The 21825-nt window shown below is 32.5% G+C and carries 16 protein-coding genes; 4 read left to right on the plus strand and 12 right to left on the minus strand.

The genetic code is table 11. From position 1 onward, the window contains the following. On the minus strand, positions 1-4503 hold a 4503-nt coding region (locus tag RYK99_RS02080), incomplete at its 3' end, for a YSIRK-type signal peptide-containing protein (protein WP_314989696.1). Positions 4504-4929: 426 nt separating this feature from the next. Here RYK99_RS02080 and RYK99_RS02085 point away from each other — a divergent pair. From RYK99_RS02085 to RYK99_RS02095, 3 genes are all read left to right on the plus strand, one after another. Continuing rightward, the gene (locus RYK99_RS02085) at positions 4930-5778 is read left to right on the plus strand and encodes a 5'-nucleotidase, lipoprotein e(P4) family (protein WP_314989698.1); all 849 of its coding nucleotides are present in this window, start codon (positions 4930-4932) and stop codon (positions 5776-5778) included. Between the two features lie 207 nt (positions 5779-5985). Further along, positions 5986-8094, plus strand: coding sequence for an amidase family protein (locus tag RYK99_RS02090; RefSeq protein ID WP_314989700.1), 2109 nt, complete (start codon positions 5986-5988; stop codon positions 8092-8094). Between the two features lie 234 nt (positions 8095-8328). Next, positions 8329-11811: an amidase family protein gene (locus RYK99_RS02095; RefSeq protein ID WP_314989702.1), complete on the plus strand. Its 3483-nt coding sequence runs from the start codon at positions 8329-8331 to the stop codon at positions 11809-11811. A 252-nt stretch (positions 11812-12063) separates the two neighbouring features. Here the strand turns inward: RYK99_RS02095 and RYK99_RS02100 are convergent, their stop codons facing one another. The 9 genes from RYK99_RS02100 to upp all read right to left on the minus strand — a co-directional run bounded on the left by RYK99_RS02100 (position 12064) and on the right by upp (position 19305). Then, a complete protein-coding gene (locus RYK99_RS02100; protein WP_314989704.1) occupies positions 12064-12468 on the minus strand; it encodes a F0F1 ATP synthase subunit epsilon in 405 nt (134 codons plus the stop codon). Between the two features lie 20 nt (positions 12469-12488). Next, positions 12489-13904 (minus strand): F0F1 ATP synthase subunit beta, encoded by a 1416-nt coding sequence (gene atpD / locus RYK99_RS02105; protein WP_003147221.1) that lies wholly within the window; start codon positions 13902-13904, stop codon positions 12489-12491. 39 nt (positions 13905-13943) lie between these two features. Then, on the minus strand, positions 13944-14813 hold the full coding sequence (atpG, locus tag RYK99_RS02110) for an ATP synthase F1 subunit gamma (protein ID WP_314989707.1): 870 nt from the start codon (positions 14811-14813) through the stop codon (positions 13944-13946). 34 nt (positions 14814-14847) lie between these two features. After that, on the minus strand, positions 14848-16350 hold the full coding sequence (gene atpA, locus RYK99_RS02115) for a F0F1 ATP synthase subunit alpha (protein WP_314989709.1): 1503 nt from the start codon (positions 16348-16350) through the stop codon (positions 14848-14850). 27 nt (positions 16351-16377) lie between these two features. Further along, positions 16378-16917 carry an ATP synthase F1 subunit delta gene (atpH, locus tag RYK99_RS02120; RefSeq protein WP_314989711.1) on the minus strand — a complete coding sequence of 180 codons (540 nt, stop codon included), beginning with the start codon at positions 16915-16917 and terminating at the stop codon, positions 16378-16380. Next, positions 16917-17441 (minus strand): F0F1 ATP synthase subunit B, encoded by a 525-nt coding sequence (gene atpF, locus RYK99_RS02125; RefSeq protein ID WP_314989713.1) that lies wholly within the window; start codon positions 17439-17441, stop codon positions 16917-16919. The genes atpH and atpF overlap by 1 nt, the downstream gene beginning before the upstream one ends. 53 nt (positions 17442-17494) lie before the next feature. Beyond that, positions 17495-17710 (minus strand): F0F1 ATP synthase subunit C, encoded by a 216-nt coding sequence (atpE, locus tag RYK99_RS02130; protein WP_314989716.1) that lies wholly within the window; start codon positions 17708-17710, stop codon positions 17495-17497. A 76-nt stretch (positions 17711-17786) separates the two neighbouring features. Beyond that, entirely contained in the window at positions 17787-18515 is a 729-nt protein-coding gene (gene atpB / locus RYK99_RS02135) for a F0F1 ATP synthase subunit A (protein ID WP_314989717.1), read from the minus strand. A gap of 160 nt (positions 18516-18675) precedes the next feature. Then, a complete protein-coding gene (gene upp / locus RYK99_RS02140) occupies positions 18676-19305 on the minus strand; it encodes a uracil phosphoribosyltransferase (protein ID WP_003147232.1) in 630 nt (209 codons plus the stop codon). A gap of 516 nt (positions 19306-19821) precedes the next feature. Here upp and RYK99_RS02145 point away from each other — a divergent pair. Further along, positions 19822-20346, plus strand: a complete 525-nt coding sequence (locus tag RYK99_RS02145) for a hypothetical protein (RefSeq protein ID WP_314989720.1) — start codon at positions 19822-19824, stop codon at positions 20344-20346. A gap of 198 nt (positions 20347-20544) precedes the next feature. Here the strand turns inward: RYK99_RS02145 and tnpA are convergent, their stop codons facing one another. Together tnpA and RYK99_RS02155 are read right to left on the minus strand one after the other, a co-directional pair. Then, complete coding sequence (gene tnpA, locus RYK99_RS02150; protein WP_314989722.1) at positions 20545-21009, minus strand: IS200/IS605 family transposase; 465 nt, start codon at positions 21007-21009, stop codon at positions 20545-20547. Positions 21010-21211: 202 nt separating this feature from the next. After that, positions 21212-21817: a PepSY domain-containing protein gene (locus RYK99_RS02155; RefSeq protein WP_314989723.1), complete on the minus strand. Its 606-nt coding sequence runs from the start codon at positions 21815-21817 to the stop codon at positions 21212-21214. Positions 21818-21825: the final 8 nt, after the last annotated feature.

Below are 21825 nucleotides of genomic sequence, written 5' to 3' on the forward strand. Positions count from 1 at the left end.
ATCTGCATTGTAATATGCTGGGCTTCCTTTTGTTTCCTCTGCATCTGTTGTTGCTGCTTTTGTTAAAGCATCTTTATTCGTTGGTTGTCCGTTTAATGCTGCTTTTGCTTCTTCTAATGCTTTTAGGGCTGCATTTACTTCTGCTTGTGTTGCTTTATCATTTTCTAACACTTTTTTCGCTTCAGATAATGCTTTATCGTATGCTGCTTTCTTAGCTTCATCTGCATTGTAATATGCTGGGCTTCCTTTTGTTTCCTCTGCATCTGTTGTTGCTTCAGTTGTTAATTTTGTCTTATCTACTAAGTCTTTTAACAATTCTGCTGCTTTTTCTAAAGCTTTTTTCACTACATCTACTTTTGCTTGAGCTGCTTTAACTTCCTCTTTTGTTGCATTGTTTTCTTTTGCTAAAACTTTTTCTGCCTCTACTTTTGCTTCTTCTAATTGTGCTTTTAGTTTTTCATATTCTGCTTCATATGCTGCAATACTATCTGGTGTTTTACCTGTCTCATCAGCCTTCATCAATAAAGCTGAGTCAGCTTTTAATTTAGCTTTTTCTTCTACTGTTGCTGCTTCTACTAAAGCTTGTTTTGCTGCTTCTAATGCTGCCTTTTTCTCATTTACTTTATTTAAAGCTTCTGTTACTTGCTCCTGAGTGGCATTTTCATCATTAATAACCATTTCTGCTGCTTCAATTGCTTCTATTGCAGCTGTTTTCGCATCATTATATGCTTTTGCACTATCCACAGTTTTTCCTGTTGTTGGATCTGCTTCTGATGCTAAAGTGCTTAATGCTTCTTTTGCTTTAGTTAACTCAGTTTTATCAGCTTTGTTCACTAATAATTCTGCTGCTTTTGTTAATTCCGCTTTCGCTGCGTCTACTTTCGCTTGAGCTGCTTGTGCTTCTGCTTTAGAGGCATTATTTTCTTTTGCTAAGACTTTTGCTGCTTCTGTTTTAGCTGCATCTAATTGTGCTTTTAGAGCTTCATATTTTGTATTATAGGCTGCAATACTATTTGGTGTTTTTCCAGTAGTATCAGCTTTTACTAATGAATCTGCATCTGCTTTTAACTTAGCTTTTTCTTCTGCTGTTGCTGCTTCTACTAAAGCTTGTTTTGCTGCTTCTAATGCCGCTTTTTTCTCGTTTACTTTATTTAAAGCTTCTGTTACTTGGTCATGAGTAGCATTTTCATCATTAATAACAGTTTCTGCTGCTTTAATCGCTTCTTCTGCAGCAGTTTTTGCATCATTGTATGATTTAGCACTATCGGCAGTTTTTCCTGTTGTTGGATCTGCTTCTGATACTAAAGTGCTTAATGCTTCTTTTGCTTTTGTTAACTCTGTTTTATCTTCTTTATCTTTCAACAATTCCGCTGCTTTTTCTAAAGCTTTTTTCGCTGCATCTACTTTCGCTTGTGCTTCTTGTGCTTCTGCTTTTGTTGCATTATCACCTTTTGCTTCTACTGCGGCAGCTGCTGCTTTCGCTTCTTCTAATTGTGCTTTTAATTTTTCATATTCTGTTTCATATGCTTTAATACTATCCGCTGTTTTACCAGTTGTTTCTGCTTTTTTCAATGCTTCAGAATCTGTTTTTAATTTTGTTTTTTCTTCTGCTGTTGCTGCTTCTACAAGAAGGTTTTTAGCATTTTCTAATTCTGTTTTTACATCATCTACTTTTGTTTGTGCTGCTTGTGCTTCTGTTTTTGATGCATTATTTTCTTTTGCTAATACTGCTGCAGCTTCTGTCTTAGCAGCTTCTAATTGTGCTTTTAGTTCTTCATATTTTCTATTATAAGCTTCAATACTATTTGGTGTTTTTCCAGTAGTTTCAGCTTTTACTAATGAAGCTGCATCTGCTTTTAATTTAGCTTTTTCTTCTGCTGTTGCTGCTTCTATTAAGCCATCTTTAGCTTGTTGTAAAGCTGCTTTTTTTGCATTTACTTTCTCTAAAGCTGCAGATACTCGTTCTGGTGTTGCATTTTCGTCATTAATAACTGTTTCTGCTTCTTGAATCGCTTCTTGTGCAGCTGTTTTCGCATCATTATATGCTTTTGCACTATCTGCAGTTTTTCCTGTTGTTGGATCTGTTTCTGTTGCTAAAGTGTTTAACGCTGCTTTTGCGTTTGTTAATTCTGTTTTGTCAGCTTTATTGACTAATAATTCTGCGGCTTTTGTTAACTCTGCTTTTGCAGCATCTACTTTTGTTTGAGCTGCTTGTGCTTCTGTTTTAGATGCATTATTTTCTTTTGCTAATACTGCTGCAGCTTCTGTTTTTGCAGCTTCTAATTGTGCTTTTAGTTCTTCATATTTTCTATTATAAGCTTCGATACTATTTGGCGTTTTACCTGTAGTATCAGCTTTTACTAATGAATCTGCATCTGCTTTTAATTTAGCTTTCTCTTCTGCTGTTGCTGCTTCTATTAAGCCATCTTTAGCTTGTTGTAAAGCTGTTTTTTTAGCATTAACTGTTGCTAGAGCTTCTCTTACTTGAGCCACAGTTGCATTTTCATTTTCAATAACTGTTTTTGCTGCTTCAATAGCTTTTATTGCTTCTTGTTTTGTTGCATTATAAGCAGTAGCTGTATCTTGAGTTTTCCCTGGCGTTGGATCTTCATTCACTAAACCATCAAGTAAAGCTTTTGAATCTGTTAAACCTGTTTTATCAACTCTTAATGCTAATTGCTTCGATAAAATAGATTCTAAAGCTTCTTTATATTCTGCTGTTTTCTTAACATCCGTACTTGTTACAAGTGTCTTAATATTTTCTAATTCAGTTAAATACGCAGCTTTTGTTTCATTTGTTTTTCCATCTGTATCAGCTGTTTCAGTTGCTTTTAACTTATCATAAATACGAGATAATAAATCTTTTGCGATTGCACCAGTATCTTGATCAATATTGAAATCTAATCCAGTTACTGGAAGAGCATAGTGTCTATATGGTGATTGATATCCCATTCCTAAACGTTGATTATCAGCTGAGCTAATACGTACTGTATACTCAGTAACACCTTCAGGTAAATCAATCTCCTTACTTTTAAATGTTCCTCCCGTACCATTTGGTTTATTATTGGCCATTTTTGCTTCTAGTTCCGCTTTTGTGGGAACTGGAGTTCCTGGTGTACTAAAGTTTTGAGGACTATTTTTTCCATCACTTGCTTTTACTACCGTCATCTCAGTATTTGTTTTGGATACTTCTGGTGTAAATGTTTGATTATATAATTTTTCTTCTTGTCCATTACGGTTAATAATTACTTCTACTTTATATTGTGCTTTAGTACCATCAATATCTCCAGTATATCCAGTCTTAAATGACACAATTACTTTAGATCCATGTTCTTTTGAATAGGCTTTAAATGTTTTTTGTATTCCATCAAATCCTTTAACACCTTTAGCTATTTTATTTCCTAGACCTGTAGAAACATAAGTAGAATTATCGTAAGCTTCTTCAGTACTACTAGCCTTTGTTCTTACTTTGGATAGGAATAACATATAGTCACTATCTCTATTGAAAGACTGTTCTAATACCCATGTAACATATGATTTAGTACTCTCTGCCCATACTGTATTAACTGTTTCGATTGGAAATACGCCAGCTTCTGTTTTTCTAGCAATTGCAAATTTACCAGTATCGCCAACTGCCTTCCATCCACCGAATTCATTAATTTCAGTGACACTACCTTTTTCAACATTTAGAGCATTCCCTAAAGTATCCATATCTTGAACTTTTTTATTATTTTCAATAAAATTTGGTAGATTTTTTAATTCATTCGATAATGTCGCTAAATTCGCATTAGCTGCTGGTGCAGTATATGTTTGATTGGCTGAAGCATCTGTATCTGTTGTAGTAGAGTCTGTACGGAATGGATTATTTGTATTCAACGATTTTCCATTACGTTCATCTCTAGAACCTGAATTTACAATCGAATTAGATTCTTTAGCTTTCTCAGTATTTGTTGCTTTAATTCCTACAGTATCTTTGCCGTTTGTTGTATCTACTACTGGTGCTTCTTTTTTGTCTTCTGGTTTTGTTTTTAGTTGCGTAGTAGCTGTAATAAGTTTATTATATGCTCTAGTTAATTCTTCTTGAGTTTTAGCATTTTCTAATATTGCTTTAACTGTTCCTAACTCTACTCTTAATTTAGCGACACTATCTTCAGTTTTAGAATCATACGCTCCTGAAGCAATTTTCGATTCAATTTCATTGATTAAACTACTTAATTTTGTTTTATCCAATGCAACTACTGTAGATTTAACAACTGTTTCATTAGAAGTTTTTTCTACAGTATTCTCAATATCAGTATTTTTATTTTCATCTGTTGAAGAAATTTTATTTTCTTGATTTTGGATATTATTATCTGCAGCAGCTGCTGTTCCTTGTCCTAAATACATAAAAAATGCAGCTACTGCTACTGAAGTCGCTCCAAAACTTGCTTTTCTAATTGAATAACGAGTAATCTTCTCTGGATTATAATTTTCAACTGAATTCTTACTTAAAATATTTTTCAAAACTTTTATCTCCTTTTGTATACACTTTGCCTTTTTATTTTAAATTGTAACTTATTTAACTTAAATACAATTTAAATTAACTAATTTATTATTTTTATTTCATTATAACATAAGCATATTTAATAACACAATGAAAACTCTTTTAATTCATAGTATTGTAATAAGCTTGTTTTCAATTTTTAATATACAAATATAGTAATTTTTCCATTATGCTTAATAATATTTTCACAAACAAAATTAATTTATAAAAATAAATATTACTAATTTTGTTTTATTATCATTTTATAAACCGTTTTCAGTGAGAATTTAAATATTTTATATTAAAATATTTAAATCATAAATTTTTTAAAAATAATTTTATATTGAAATTTACTAATTAATAAATTATACTTATAGTTGTAGACAATAAAAGGAGCTATATTTATTATGAAAAATAAAAAATTTATTATGACTATTTCATCAGTTCTAGCTACTGTTGTTCTTGCAACAGGATGCGCACAAAAAACTGAAGAAAAAAAAGAAGAAAATAAGAGTGGAGATAACAAGATAACTCTTACTTACGATCAACTTAGATCTCGCGAAAATACAATGGGAGCTTTATGGTATCAAAATGCAGCTGAAGTAGATGCATTATATCAACAAGGTTATAATGTTGCTACTAATAAGTTAAAAGAACTATTAAAACAACCTACTGATAAGCCTTATTCTATCGTATTAGATTTAGATGAAACAGTATTAGATAACGTACCATACCAAGTTAAAAATGTTAAAGATGGAACTGCATTCAACCCAAAAAGCTGGGATGAATGGGTTCAAAAAGCTGAAGCTAAACCTGTAGCTGGAGCTAAAGAATTCTTACAGTTTGCTGATAAAAACAAAGTTCAAATCTACTATATTTCTGACAGAACTGATTCACAAGTAGATGCTACTATCAAAAACCTTGAAGCACAAGGTATTCCAGTTCAAGGACGCGATCATCTAATGTTCAAAAAAGAAGGTGATAAATCTAAAGAAGGACGTCGTCAAGAAGTTATGAAACACACTAACCTAGTTATGTTATTTGGGGATAACTTAGTTGACTTCGCTGAATTCTCTACTACATCAGAACCTGATAGAGATAAAATGTTTGAACAATTAAAAGCTGAATTTGGTGAAAAATTCATAATCTTCCCTAACCCACTATACGGATCATGGGAATCAGCAGTGTATAAAGGTGAGAAAAAAGATGCTAAAGGACAATCTGAAGCTCGTCTAAATGCACTTAAAGGATACTAATCTAAAAGAATAACAAATTACCATAAATAAAAAATATAAGTGATTTAAAATATAATTTAAAAGTATTATTAAGTCACTTATATTTTTTTTTATTTTTAAAATCATTTTCTTGATTGAAAAATATTATCGGAGTATAATCATTAATAGAAAGCTTTTTCAAAGCTTCAATCATTTATTTAAATATTTATTTTAAAATAGGAGTTAAAAATGAAAAAAAATAATATTAAATACGTTCTTATACCCGCATTTGCAGCTGCTGCGCTATTCCCTGTTTTAGCTAACGATACTCAAGCAAAAGCTAATGAGGATAAATCTACTACAACTTCAACTGTTAGTAAACCAGAAACTACTAACGAAAAAACTGCTACTAACAATGTTGCAGAAACAACAGCTACTACTCCTGCTAGTCCAACTAACAGTGTAAAACCAGAAACTGTAAATAACAAAGAAACAACAAATAGTGCAAGTGTTGTCGATAACGAAACTGTTAATCCAAAAGTTCCATTTACTGTAGCTGAATACAAGCAAAAAAGTGCTTTAGAACTTGCTAAATTAATTCGTGAGAAAAAAGTTACTAGTACAGAACTTGTTGACTTAGCTTACAAAGTTATTGCAGAAGAAAATCCTAAATTAAATGCAGTTCTGACAACTGAAAATGGAAAAATTCCTAAAGCTATTGTTGATGAAGCATATAGAACTGCTAAAGAAATTGACAATCGTATTAGTGCTGGGAAACTAGCTGCTAATCCTGTTGATTGGCAAGCTCAACCTTTTTTAGGTGTACCTGCTTTAATTAAAGGTCTGGATCAATTAAAAAATGGTGACTATACTAATGGTGTATATCTAAACAAAGGGAAAGTTGCAGACGCAAGTGGTCCTGTTGCAACAGAATTTGCTAAATTAGGTTTTGTTATACTTGGTCAAACTAACTACCCTGAGCTTGGAACTAGAAATATCACAGATTCTAAATTATTTGGACCTGCTGGTAACCCTTGGGATCCTAGCCGTAACACCGGAGGATCTTCAGGAGGAAGTGCCGGTGCTGTAGCTAGTGGTATGGTACCTATAGCTAGTGGTAGTGATGCTGGAGGATCTATCCGTATTCCTTCTGCATGGACTGGACTTATCGGTTTAAAACCTACTGGACACGTCGTTAAATTCCCCCTAGTGAAAACTATTGAAGATGCTAAAGCTTACTTTGAAAAAACTGAATTAAATAAACCTAAAACACTAATAGAACCACCAAAAGATTTGAAGAAATTAAAAATAGCCTACACTCTTAAAACTCCACTTAAAGATCTTGAATTAAGTGAAGTTGGTAAAAAAGCTATTCTAGAAACAGTAGACTTCCTAAGAAAAGAAGGATTTACGGTTGAAGAGGTTAAAGAGTTTCCTATCGATGGATACGAAGGAATTAAAACATACACTGTGGGTGGTATCGGTGAAGAAAGTTATGTTGCAGCTGTTAAAAACGTAACAGAACAAAACAAACGTCAACTAGACCCTACTACTTACGGATTAGGAACTTCTTCATATATGGGACCAAATGCAAATACTGATATTTCTTCAGTAAAACCATTATCTACATTTATAGATCAAATGAATGCGTTTTATAAAAAATATGATTTATTCTTAGTACCAACTAACGCAGTTACTGCTCCATCTAACGATAAAAAAGTAGATCCATATATAGAGCCAGATATTGCAGAACAACTATATAATATTAATAAAATTAAAGATCCAAAAGAAAGATTTAATTTATTAACTAAACAATGGTTACCAATGACAAGACGTTCTCCTTATACTTGGGTATTTAACTTATCTGGAAATCCTGCGATTTCACTACCAACATATTTAAGTGATAAAAATCTACCATTTGGTGTAATGTTTGCGGCAAAAGACAATTCAGAAAAAGTTCTTTTAGAGATTGGTCAATACTTCCAAGATAGACACCAATTCAAAATGAATCCAAGTATTAGAAGCATAAATGAATCAGAAAATGGAAACAAAATAGGAGAAAATGAATTCGGAACTAAATTTGAATATGCTGTACCAAACGAAGCTCCTACTACTACAGAATTGCCAACATTAAATATCAATAATGACACAATTCCTATTTCAAATAAATCTAAAGAAATAACAGTTCCAACTAATAAAGATGAGAAAAAATTAACAAATATTAACACAATAAAAGTTAATTCAGCTACATCTAGAACTCTTCCTAATACTGGAAAACGTACAAATAACTTCCTATCTATAATAGGGTTATCATTCATTGCTCTAATTGGATTATTAAAACGTAAAAATAATAATTAATATAATGTAATTTTCTTAATAACTACGGTAGATTCCTAAAAATTAACCGTAGTTATTATATTTTCACTAAATTACGTCCACTTCTTCCTCACTATAATTTAACTATAATAAACATAATTCATATTTTTTAAAATTCATTAAATTATTTTCTTGCTTGATAGCGAATATCAGAGTATAATTAAGTAGCAAAGCATATAACAGCTTATTTATTATTCATTAAATTAGGAGTCAAAAATGAAAAAGAAAAATCTAAAATACGTTCTTATACCAGCATTTGCAGCCACTACGCTATTTCCTGTCTTAGCAAATGACAACCAAGTTCATGCTAATGAGAACAGTGATACAGTATCTGCACCAGTTAATAATACAGTTAACAATAACGGAACTTCAACTACTGAAACCCCAACTTCTAACACTGCTACAAATTCATCTTCAACTGCAGATGTAAAACCTAATGTAGATACTAATAATAATGAGGTTTCTGCTACTAATACTGAAGAAAATATAACTTCTAAACCTACAATCCCATTTACTGTAGCAGAATATAAACAAAAAAGCGCTCTTGAACTTGCTAAATTAATTCGCGAGAAAAAAGTAACAAGTACAGAGTTAGTTGATCTAGCATATAAAGTTATTACAGAAGAAAATCCTAAATTAAATGCTGTTTTAACAACTGAAAATGGAAAAATTCCTAAAGCTATCGTTGATGAAGCATATAGAACTGCTAAAGAAATAGACGAGAGAGTAAAAGCAGGTAATCTTGCCGCTAATCCTGTAAACTGGGAAGAACAACCATTCCTAGGTGTTCCTACACTAATTAAAGGATTAGAATCACTAAAAGATGGAGATGCTTCTAGTGGCGTTGTTTTTAATAGAGGTAAAGTATCTAGAGCTAGTGGAGGAGTAGCAAAAGAATTCGAAAAACTTGGTTTTGTAATACTTGGACAGACTAACTACCCTGAGCTAGGAACTAGAAATATCACGGATTCTAAGTTATTCGGACCTGCTGGTAACCCTTGGGATCCAAGTCGAAATACAGGTGGATCTTCAGGAGGAAGCGCAGGTGCTGTGGCAAGTGGTATGGTATCAATCGCTAGTGGTAGTGATATAGGTGGTTCTATTCGAATCCCTGCTTCGTGGACAGGATTAATCGGGTTAAAACCAACAGGACAAGGAGCTAAATTCCCACTTGTAAAAACTATTGAAGATGCTAAAGAGTATTTCGATAAAACTAAAATTAATAAACCTAAAACATTAGTAGAAGTCCCTACAGACCTAAAAACTTTAAAAATAGCTTATACTCTTAAAACTCCATTGAAAGATGTTGAATTAAGTGAAGATGGAAAAAAAGCGGTTCTTAAAGCTGTTGAATTCCTTAGAAAACAAGGCTTCACTGTAGAAGAAGTAAATGAATTCCCTATCGATGGTTATGAAGGAATTAGAACATATACTATGCAGTCTGTAGGATATATTTCATATACTTCCGCAGTTAAAGGTATTACAGACGAAAACAAACGTAATTTAGATCCTGCTACTTATGCTTTAGGTACATCTATAGCCAAAGGTAAAAATGCTAATACTGACACTTCTTCTGCTAAACCTGCATCTGAATATATTAATAAGATGAATGAATTTTACGGAAAATATGATTTATTCTTAATGGCAACGAACGCTGTGACAGCACCATCTAACGATAAAAAAGTTGACCCTTATGTAGATCCAGAAGTTGAAGAAAAACTTTATAATATTAATAAAATAAAAGATCCAAAAGAGAGATTCAATCTACTTGTAAAACAATGGGAACCAATGATGAAACGTACTCCATTTACATGGTTATTCAACTTAACAGGTAATCCTGCTATTTCTTTACCTGTTTATAAGAGTGAAAACAATCTTCCTCTTGGAGTTATGTTTGCAGCAAAAAATAATTCAGAAAAAATACTTCTGGAAATGGGACAATTATTCCAAGATAATAATCAATTCATAATGCATCCAAACATTAGAAAAACAGTTGTTGCCGAAAATGGAAATAAAGTAAGAGAAAATGAATATGGTACAAAATATGAATATTCAGTTCCTGCTGACGCTACTGTTGCTGAGGCCCTTAAACCTTTCACTGGGAAAGTTGATGGACTTTCAACAAATGGAAATAAAGTAGTTATTGATAATGATGGAAATGTTTCTGAATTCAATACCCCAGCTGACGCTACTGTTGCTGAGGCTCTTAAACCTTTTACTGGCAAAGTTGATGGACTTTCTGAAAATGGTAATAAAGTAGTTGTTGATAATGATGGTAATGTTTCTGAATTCAACACTCCTGCTGACGCTGCTGTTGCTGAGGCTCTTAAACCTTTCACTGGGAAAGTCGACGGACTTTCTGAAAATGGTAATAAAGTAGTTATCGGAAAAGATGGCAATATTTCTGAATTTAACACTCCAGCTGAAGCTCCTGCTACCGAAGCTCTTAAACCTTTCACTGGGAAAATTGATGGACTTTCTGAAAATGGTAATAAAGTAGTTGTCGGAAAAGATGGCAATGTTTTTGAATTCAACACTGTAGCTGATGCTCCTGTTACCGAAGCTCTTAAACCTTTCACTGGGAAAGTTGACGGACTTTCTGAAAATGGTAATAAAGTAGTTATCGGAAAAGATGGCAATGTTTTTGAATTCAACACTCCGAGCGATACTCCTGTGGTTGATGCTCTGAAGCCTTTCATTGGAAAAATTTATGAAATTTCAACAAATGGTAATAAAGTAGTTGTCGATAAAAATGGTAATGTTTCTGAATTCAATACTCCTGCTGATACTCCTGTTACTGAAGCTCTTAAACCTTTCACTGGGAAAGTTGACGGACTTTCTGAAAATGGTAATAAAGTAGTTGTCGAAAAAGATGGCAATGTTTTTGAATTCAACACTCCGAGTGATACTCCTGTGGCTGATGCTCTGAAGCCTTTCATTGGAAAAATTGACGAACTTTCAACAAGTGGAAATAAAGTTATTGTCGATAAAAATGGTAATGTTTCTGAATTTAGAAACCCAGAAAAAGCACCTAGTGTTCCAAAACTTCCAGAACTAACTATCAACAACGAAACAACAACTGTTGTAATTAAATCAAAAGATCAAAATATCAGTGTAGAACTAAATTCTAACCATGCCGAAGAAATCAGTTTTAAAGCAACTGATATTACTAATAAAATAGATTTAGAAGAATTAAAAGCAAAAATAATAAATGATAAAAATAATGGAATTAATAATAAAAATGAAATTTCATCTATTAGGGTTGTTGATTTAGAATTACAAAAAGATAATAAAACAGTAAAACTAAATGTACCAAGAACAGTACATATAGCTTTACTTCAGAATGAACAAGATAAAGAAATACTTGTATATCACATAAAAGACGATAATTCTATTGAATTAATACCTTCAAGTACTACAGGTGGAAATTTACAATTTACTGTAAATCACTTTAGTAAGTTTGCTATTATTGCAAAAATTAAAACAGCATTAGCTTCTAATGAAAAAGATATTAATACTTCTGCAGTACAAGAAGAGAAAAAATTCACAGTTATTAATGCAAAAGGGGCAAAATCAACTCCTAAAAACCCACCAAAAACACTTCCTAAAACTGGAGAAACTACTAATAAGGCTTTAACTTTATTGGGAATTTCATTATTCGCTGCGACTATACTATTAAAACGTAAAAAAAATAGCTAATACACTTTTAACTCAGGCTGACCCAAAAATCATAAATTTTTAACAAGGTGTATATGAAAACTAATAGACGCAGTGGTTTATTGATATCTAAATTCGCTTTATAAAAGCTTTTTAGATATCTAATAAACTGTGCGGGGGTGACTCGACAAAATCGATTTCTTCGAAATCACGATTTTTGAGTCACTCCCAGTTATCTCTTTAAAATTATAAAAAAAAGATATAGTTCAAATGAAATGAACTATATCTTTTTCTTTACTTTCCAGATACTTTCAGACGGGCACAAGCTTTAGCTAAAGCTAGTTCTGCACGTCTTACATCAAGACCATCTTCTTTTTTAGAAAGACGTTCTTCTGCACGTTGTAATGCTCTTTGAGCACGTTCAACATCAATATCTTTATCTAATTCTGCTGTTTGAACTATAATAGTTACTTCGCCTTTATGTGTTTCCACAAATCCTTCACTTACAGCTAAATATTCTTCTCTGCCATCAGGAAAAACTACTTTTAATGGTCCCACTTTTAATGATGCAACCATTGGAACGTGGTTGGCCATTACCCCAACTTGTCCACTTGTAGTTCCTAATACAACCATGGAAGCCTCTTTTGCGCTATAAGCTTCTCCATTAGGAGTAACAATGCTTACACTTAAAGTATTCATTTATTTACCTCCTATTTGTATTATACTTCTACTCCTAGTTTACGAGCTTTTTCTAATACATCTTCAATTCCACCAACTAGACGGAATGCATCTTCTGGAATATGGTCATATTTACCATCTAAGATTCCTTTGAATGCTTCTACTGATTCAGATACTGGAACATATGATCCAGGTTGACCAGTGAATTGTTCTGCTACGTGGAAGTTTTGAGATAAGAAGAATTGAACACGACGTGCTCTATCAACTGTTTTCTTATCTTCATCACTTAATTCGTCCATACCTAAGATAGCGATAATATCTTGTAATTCACGATATTTTTGAAGAGTTCTTTGAATTCTAGTCGCAACTTGATAGTGTTCTTCCCCTACGATTTCTGGAGCTAATGCTCTTGATGTAGAAGCTAATGGGTCAACGGCTGGATAGATACCCATCTCTGTTAATGAACGCTCAAGGTTTGTTGTTGCATCTAAGTGAGCGAATGTTGTAGCTGGAGCCGGGTCAGTATAGTCATCGGCTGGTACATAGATCGCTTGAATAGATGTAACAGATCCTTTTTTAGTTGATGTAATACGTTCTTGTAAACGTCCCATCTCAGTAGCAAGTGTGGGTTGGTAACCAACGGCTGAAGGCATACGTCCTAATAACGCAGAAACCTCAGAACCTGCTTGTGTGAAACGGAAGATGTTATCGATGAATAGAAGTACGTCTTGTCCTTCTTCATCACGGAAGTATTCCGCCATTGTTAATCCTGTTAATGCTACACGCATACGAGCACCAGGTGGTTCGTTCATTTGTCCGAATACCATGGCTGTTTTGTTAATAACACCTGAATCTTTCATTTCATAGTAAAGGTCATTACCTTCACGAGTACGTTCACCTACACCAGTGAATACTGAAAGACCACCGTGTTGTTGTGCAACGTTATTGATAAGTTCTTGGATAAGAACTGTTTTACCAACTCCCGCACCACCGAAAAGACCGATTTTACCACCTTTAATATATGGTGCAAGTAAGTCGATAACTTTAATACCTGTTTCAAGAACCTCAACGTGTGTTGATAATTCTTCGAATGTAGGAGCTTCTTTATGAATTGAATCTTTACGAACTTCTGCTCCTGCTTCTTCACCGTGGTCAACTGCTTCACCTAATACGTTGAACACACGACCTAATGTGTAGTTACCAACAGGAACTGTGATTGGCGCTCCTGTATCTACTACTTCTGCTCCCCTATTTAATCCATCAGTAGATGACATCGCAATTGTTCTAACTACGTTATCACCAATTTCTAGAGAAACTTCAAGAACTAATTTTTCTTTTTTTCCATCACCTTTTTCTATAAATACTTCTAAAGCATTTAATAGATTAGGCATATGCCCTGATTCGAATTTTACGTCTACTACAGGTCCCATAACTTGGAGAATATAACCTTTATTCATATGTTGTTTGCTAACTTAATAGCTTCTCCTTTCTCATTACTATTTTGTTGCTGCTGCTCCACTTACAATCTCTGTAATTTCTTGTGTAATTGCAGCTTGTCTTGCACGATTGTATTTAATCGTAAGTGTATCAATAATATTTCCTGCATTATCAGTTGAGTTTTTCATTGCTGTTTTTCTTGCAGAATGTTCACTAGCCTTACTATCTAATATACTTCCGTAAATCATACTTTCAGCATATTGTGGTAGTATTACATCTAGTACTGCTGCCTCACCAGGTTCAAATTCATAAGCTCCTGTAGGTTGCTCATCAGAATTTGCGAATTGATCTGTATTTTCTATAGGAAGAACTTTACTTTCAGTTACAACCTGTTGAATCATACTAACAAAGTGATTGTAATGTAAATAGATTTCATCATATTCTTTATCTATGAAATAACCTACAACTTTATTAGTAATTTCCTTAACCTGTGTGAAACTTGGCTCATCTGGTATATCTCTATAACTATCAACTACATTATAGCCATTTTTTCTGAAGAATTCTGCACCATAGTTACCTATAGCTACAATTCCATACTCGCTATCATTATGTCTTTCGTTAACAGTATTAACAAAATTTCTTATGATATTAGAGTTGAATCCTCCACATAAACCACTATCACTAGTAATTACCACATAAAGAGTTTTCTTAGCTTCTCTTTTTTCTAACATAGGATGCTTGATATTAGCTCCTTTACCAAAAATTGTTCCCATCACTTCTTGCATTTTTTGCATGTAAGGATTGAATTTTTGTGTGTTAGATTGTGCTTTTAAAAGTTTAGAAGTGGAAACCATCTCCATCGCTTTTGTAATGTGACTAGTTTTCTTTGTAGAATTGATTTTGTTTTTAATATCTCTTAGTGACGCCAATTAGTTCACCACCTTTACTCTACTACTTCTCATCTTAAGCAAAAGTTTTTTTGAATGCAGCGATTACTTCATCCATAACTTCTGTTGCTGGTAAGTCTTTTGTTTCTTTAATGTGTTTAACTGCTTCATTTTCATGAGCATCTAAGTACGCATATAATTCTTGTTCAAATCTGTGAATATCTTTAACTTCAACATCATCTAAGAATCCGTGTGTTAAAGCATAAAGAATCATAACTTGTTTTTCTACTGGAATTGGTTTGTGTAAGTCTTGTTTTAGAACTTCAACTGTACGTTTACCACGTTCTAGTTTTTCACGAGTTGCTGGATCTAGGTCAGAACCGAATTGAGCAAAGCTTTCTAACTCACGGTAAGATGCTAAGTCAAGACGTAATGTACCTGATACTTTTTTCATAGCTTTAATTTGTGCAGATCCTCCTACCCTAGATACTGAAAGCCCTGCGTTAATCGCTGGTCTGATACCTGAGAAGAATAAATCTGATTGTAAGAAGATTTGTCCATCAGTAATTGAGATTACGTTTGTTGGAATATATGCAGAAATGTCACCTGCTTGTGTTTCTACGAATGGTAGTGCAGTGATACTTCCTCCACCAAAATCTTCATTTACACGAGCTGCACGCTCTAGAAGACGTGAGTGTAAATAGAATACGTCCCCTGGGTAAGCTTCACGACCTGGTGGTCGTTTTAATAGTAATGATAACTCACGGTAAGCTGCTGCTTGTTTTGATAAATCATCATACACGATTACTACATCTTTACCATTAAACATGAACTCTTCTGCCATAGCAACCCCTGCATAAGGTGCAATGTAAAGAAGTGGTGCTGGTTGAGATGCTGATGCTGTAACTACGATAGTGTAGTCTAATGCACCGTGTTCTTTAAGTGTTTCTACAACACTACGTACTGTAGATTCTTTTTGCCCAATTGCAACATAGATACAAATAACATCTTGTCCTTTTTGAGCTAAAATTGAGTCGATAGCTACTGCAGTTTTACCTGTTTGTCTATCCCCGATAATAAGCTCACGTTGTCCACGTCCGATTGGTACTAATGCATCAATCGCTTTAATACCAGTTTGGAAAGGAACTGATACAGACTTACGTCCCATAACCCCAACTGCTGGAGATTCGATTGGACGACGTTTTGTAGTATTTACTGGACCGCGTCCATCAACTGGTTGTCCTAATGGATTAACTACACGTCCTATTAATTCTTCACCAACAGGAACGTCCATAACACGTCCAGTACGACGAACTTCGTCTCCTTCTTTAATATCAGTTGTTGGTCCTAAAATTACGATACCAACATTAGTGTCTTCAAGGTTTTGAGCAAGCCCCATAACCCCTGTTTTAGTGAATTCAACTAACTCACCACTCATTATTTCATTAAGACCGTATACACGAGCTATACCGTCCCCTACTTCTATAACTGTACCGACATCTGTTGACTTAACTTCAAACTGATAATTTTCTATTTGTGATTTTAGTAATGAACTAATTTCTTCAGCTCTAATAGCCATTTATGTCCCTCCTTGTTTCAACTTCTTCTAGATTGTAGAAATTTTTGACTTTATAGCGTTTAATTTTGCTCTAACACTAGCATCTACTACTTTGTTATTGTAAGTAAGTTTAAGCCCACCTAGAAGACTCTTGTCTACAAGGTTATTAAGTTCTACTTTTTCTAGTTGTAACTCATTTTTAAGTTTTTCTTTTAGATTTTCTAACTGAACTTCAGTTAGTGGCGAAGCTGATTCAACTTTTACAACAACGCTATTTGAATGTTTATTAAACAATTCAGTAAATTGCTCTAAAACAAAATTTATTAATGAGATTTGCAGATTTCCTGCTAAGATTTTAACAACATTTACAACATATTTATTTACTCCTGTAAATGATGCTTCAATCAAGTTAATTTTTTTTATTTTTTCTAAATTAGGGTTGTTCATCAATGTAACAAAATCAGAGTTTCCATTAATAACTTTTGCAACTTCTGGTAACTCATTAGCTACTTGTTCTAATGCGTTATTTTCTTTTGCAACTTCAAATAATGAATATCCAATTTTATTAGCTAATACTGACTTACTCATTATTTCACCCCTACCTCTTTAATGACTTTATCAACATATTCACTTTGTGTTGAGTCATCTAATTCTTTTTCTAAAATTTTCGAAGCTACAAGCACTGATAAATCAGCAATTTGTCTGTTGATTTCTTCAAGCGCTCTTTTCTTCTCATCCTCAATATCTCTTTGAGCATTTACTTTTAATTGTTCTGCTTGTTTACGAGCTTCTTCAAGAATAGCTTGTTTTTCAACCTTAGATTGTTCACGAGCATCTTCCATCATAACTTTGATTTCTTTTTGAGCATTTCTTAATTTTTCTTGATTTTCTTCAAGTAAAACTAATGCTTCTTTTTGATTTTTAGCAGCATCATCAAGTTGACCTTCAACTAATCTTTGACGCTCATCTAACATATCAATAAGTTTATCCCAAGCAAATTTTTTCAGTAATACTAATAAGATCAATACAGCTACAATATTAATAGCCATATTTCCTAGATTAAAACCTTGATGAGAAGAGTGTTCAGTAGCTAAAAATACTAAATTTTCCATTTACTAAATGCTCCTATTCTTCATAGTTCTTTTGTTCACAGTATTATACTAAATTATTTAGCTAAAATAACGAACGCAATAACGATAGCTAAGATAGGTACTGCTTCAACAAGTGCGAATAATACGAATGCATTTGATTTTAATCTTGACTCTAATTCTGGTTGACGAGATACACCTTCGATGAATTTACCGAATAAAAATCCGTTACCGATACCAGCACCAACTGCTGCTAATCCTGCTGCTAATCCTGCTCCAATTAATTCTACCATAATTATATTTTCCTCCTTGGATAATAAATGAATTTTATTAATTATAAGATTTTTGCACTTTTAGTGCATTATAAAATTAGTGTTCATCACTAATTTTATGTGATAAATAAATAAATGTTAAGACAGTAAAGATGTACGCTTGGATAAACCCAATGAATAGAGAGAATCCTTTCCATACTACTAAACCTACCATCCCGGCGATAGCTCCAAAGAACCCTACGGTTGTAAGAGTTGCTAATAAGGCTAATAATATTTCACCTGCATAAATGTTACCGAACAAACGCATTGAGAAAGTCATTAAGTTTGTGAACTCTTCAATAACTTTAAATGGTGTAATACCAATACCTGAAGAAGTATAAGTACTAAAATAATGTTTAACACCTTTATACTTAATTCCTGCAAAATGAGTAAATACAATAATCAATAATGCAAGAGAGAAAGTAAATGTTGGATCTGCTGTTATAGAATTCACATATACAACTTCATTGTAACTAACTTCTATAAGTACACCAATCGTATTTGCTACAGCAATAAGTGAAATAAGTGTTAACGCTGTCGCCCATAATCCTTTACCATATTTTTTCCAACTAACGTTACCCTTAATTACATTATCACTAACGAAATAAGCAAGTAACTCAGCTGCATTTTGACGTTTACTATCTGGTCTTAATTTAATTCTACTAGTTAGAAACATCACTATAATAAAGGTAAGCAACACTGTTATTAAAGTTGTGATTACACTAGGAATATTAACCGTTATATCATAGCCAAATAATTTGGTAATAAGATATGTATGTTTTTCCATATATTCCCCTCACCTCTTTTCTTAAGTATCTTTTATATTTCTAAATCTGTTGTAATATAAAATTAGAAATACTTAATACATATTATAATATTATTTTATAATATTTGCTAGCGATTTCTTAAATTTTATCTAAATTGTTTAAAAATATGTTATTATTATGTTATTTTGTTCCGAAGATTCTGTCTCCAGCGTCTCCTAGTCCTGGCACGATATATCCATGATCATTTAATTTTTCATCTAATCCTGCGATATAGATATCTACATCTGGATGTGCGTCATGTAAAGCCTTTACACCTTCTGGTGCTGCTATTAAACACATAAATTTAATATCGTTAACTCCACGTTGTTTCAATGAGTCAATCGCCGCGATAGCTGAACCACCTGTTGCTAACATTGGATCAACAACGATGAAATGACGTTCTTCTGGATTACTTGGTATTTTAACAAAATACTCATGTGGTTGAAGAGTTTCTGGATCACGATATAAACCTACGTGACCTACTCTTGCTGATGGGATTAAATTCATTAAACCATCAACCATTCCTAACCCTGCACGAAGAATTGGTACAAAAACTATCTTCTTACCAGCAAGACGTTTACAAGTTGTAGTTTGGATTGGAGTTTCCACCTCAACGTCCTCAAGTGGAAGATCACGAGTAATCTCATAAGCCATTAAAGAACCTACTTCATTAGTAAGTTGTCTAAAGTCTTTAGAACCCGTTCTCTTATCTCTAATAAAAGATAATTTATGTTGGATCAATGGATGATCAAATACATGAACTTTTGACATAATTATAGTTCTCCTTTGTTATATTATTATATTTATTTTACTCTAATTATTTCATTTTAACAAGGGATATCCGAAAATATTTTGTTCACTTCAAAAAATATTTTTTTATTAATTTTGTTATATTACTAGACTTCTATTGTAGAAAATATTACAATAATAAAAACAAGATAAATGGAGACTTTAACATGCAAAGAAAAACATTTTTAGGGATATTTTTACTTACTAGTATTTTCTACTATATTATCCCACTTCTTTTTTTGAAATTCTACAATGGCACTAGTGATAAAGCTGGTTTCATTTTAATATTAGTTTATGGATTCACTTCATTTGCTATAACACTATTGATATCACACTTTATTCAAAAAACTATATTTATACCCGTATTAAGTACTATTCTAGCACTTCCTTTATTTTTCATTTTTAATTCAAGTGCTATAGTTTTAATACTTATTATATTAGTTTTTTCATTTATAGCTTATGGTCTATCATCATTATTAAAATAATTAAGGAGAGTATATGACAATATTCAAACGTAATTTAATAATAGCAACTGGTATATATTTACTTTTTTATCTTACACCTATTTTGGCTAATCCTTTTATGGCATTAAATCTATTAGAAGCAGCTTTAGTTGGAATTTTAATTTTCGGTGGATTTTATTTAAGTTATATATTTATGTACACAAATAAAAGCAGACTCGATGAACGTACCAAAAGTACAATAATTACAATTTTAGTACTATTAATAGCATTACTGATATTTTTTAATCCTTTTAAATTTCCAACAGCACTCAATATTATTATAAATAAATACTTAGCAATTCTAATTCTTTTACTTGTATTAATATTTATAATAATACTGGCGAAGAAAATGGATAATTCTGTAATTGTAATTTTACTTTTTGCTCCGTCAATTATCCAAGGATTATTTATGAGACTTTCATATAAAGCAATGCTTTTCTACGTTGCAAACCCTAACTTCAATCTATATTTAATAGCGGCTATTTTCATTGGATATTATATTTGTAACAATAGGAAGTAATCAATACAACGAGAATTGACAACTCTCTTAATATAAGAAGTCCGCTTCTATCAAATAAATAATGACCACCCCTGAAAAGGGGTGGTTTTCTCTTCGGGTATAACCCTTTGTTACTAACACGCACCTCAAGGCGCTGGCTTTCACATTCGTTCAAGCCCTATTGTATTTTAACGCCCGCTACCCGTTAAACGGGTTTATCTATTTTTTCTTATCTCCAAATGGATTTTTATATTCTTTTGTTGTCAGTTTGTCTATCGCAATATCATGCGATTCTTGTTCTCTGATATATTTTCTTATTGTACTTTCATTCAATCCTACAGTACTTACATAGTATCCTTCTGCCCAAAACTTTCTATTTTCGTATCTGTATTTCAAGTTTGAATGCATATCAAATATCATTAATGAACTTTTTCCTTTCAGATATCCCATAAAACTTGATACACTATATTTTGGCGGTATTGATAGTAGCAAATGTATATGATCTGGCATTATATGTCCTTCTATTATTTCCACTCCTTTATACTTACATAACCTTTTTATTATATCTACTATATCTCGTTTGTATTGATTAAATTCTATTTTTCGTCTATACTTAGGTGTAAATACAATATGGTATTTACATAACCACTTTGTATGCGATAAACTATTATGTTTATTTGCCATTATAAAAATCATCCTTTCTTTATTTTAGAGCTTGAACTACTCTTATTTTATCAAGAAAGGATGATTTTTCAATTGTTTAACTTTTGTCTCACACCCGCATAGCGGGTGGTTTTTTGTTTCGGAGACTTCGCCTCCTCAACTGGCTAAAGCCCTTAATAAAAAACTGATAACCTAGATTCTTTCTAGATTATCAGTTTCTTCATTAGTTATCTATTTCAACTTTTAAAACTTTACCTGATACAGCGTCAATCACTACATCATACTCTAATCCATTAGCACGTGCTTCAACTTCATAAACGTATAAGGGCACACCATTGTTTTGCGGTGCATAATCGTCTTCATACTCTGGTCTAACTTTTACAAAATTAATATTTTGTTCAGGAGTAGAAATAGCTTGTGCTACTATAGAGCGAATTTCTTGTTGTGATTTTGCATTTTGTACATTTTGTTGAGTATTACTATTGTTATTATTTTGAACATTTGTTGATTGGTTATCACTATTTGAACCATTGTTACTATTATTGTTATTAGCAGTATTATTATTTTGAGCTGTCTGGTTTCCTACATTCATTTTTACATTTGAGTAAGCCTCTTGAATTTTAGCTCTTTGCCCTTCTTCATACTTGTCATAAGCATATGCTCCAACACTACCAGTAACTATTACTGCTAAACTTCCTATAATTAACGGTTTTAAAAAACTTCGTTTAGATTTTTTAGGTTGTTCATTATATTGAGTTTCACTGTGAACATTCTCTGTATAATTTCCTTCAATTGTTTCAATCTCATTATTATTAATATTTTTTGTCATTTTTCTTT

This window comes from uncultured Gemella sp., from assembly GCF_963537375.1.
GTDB lineage: Bacteria > Bacillota > Bacilli > Staphylococcales > Gemellaceae > Gemella.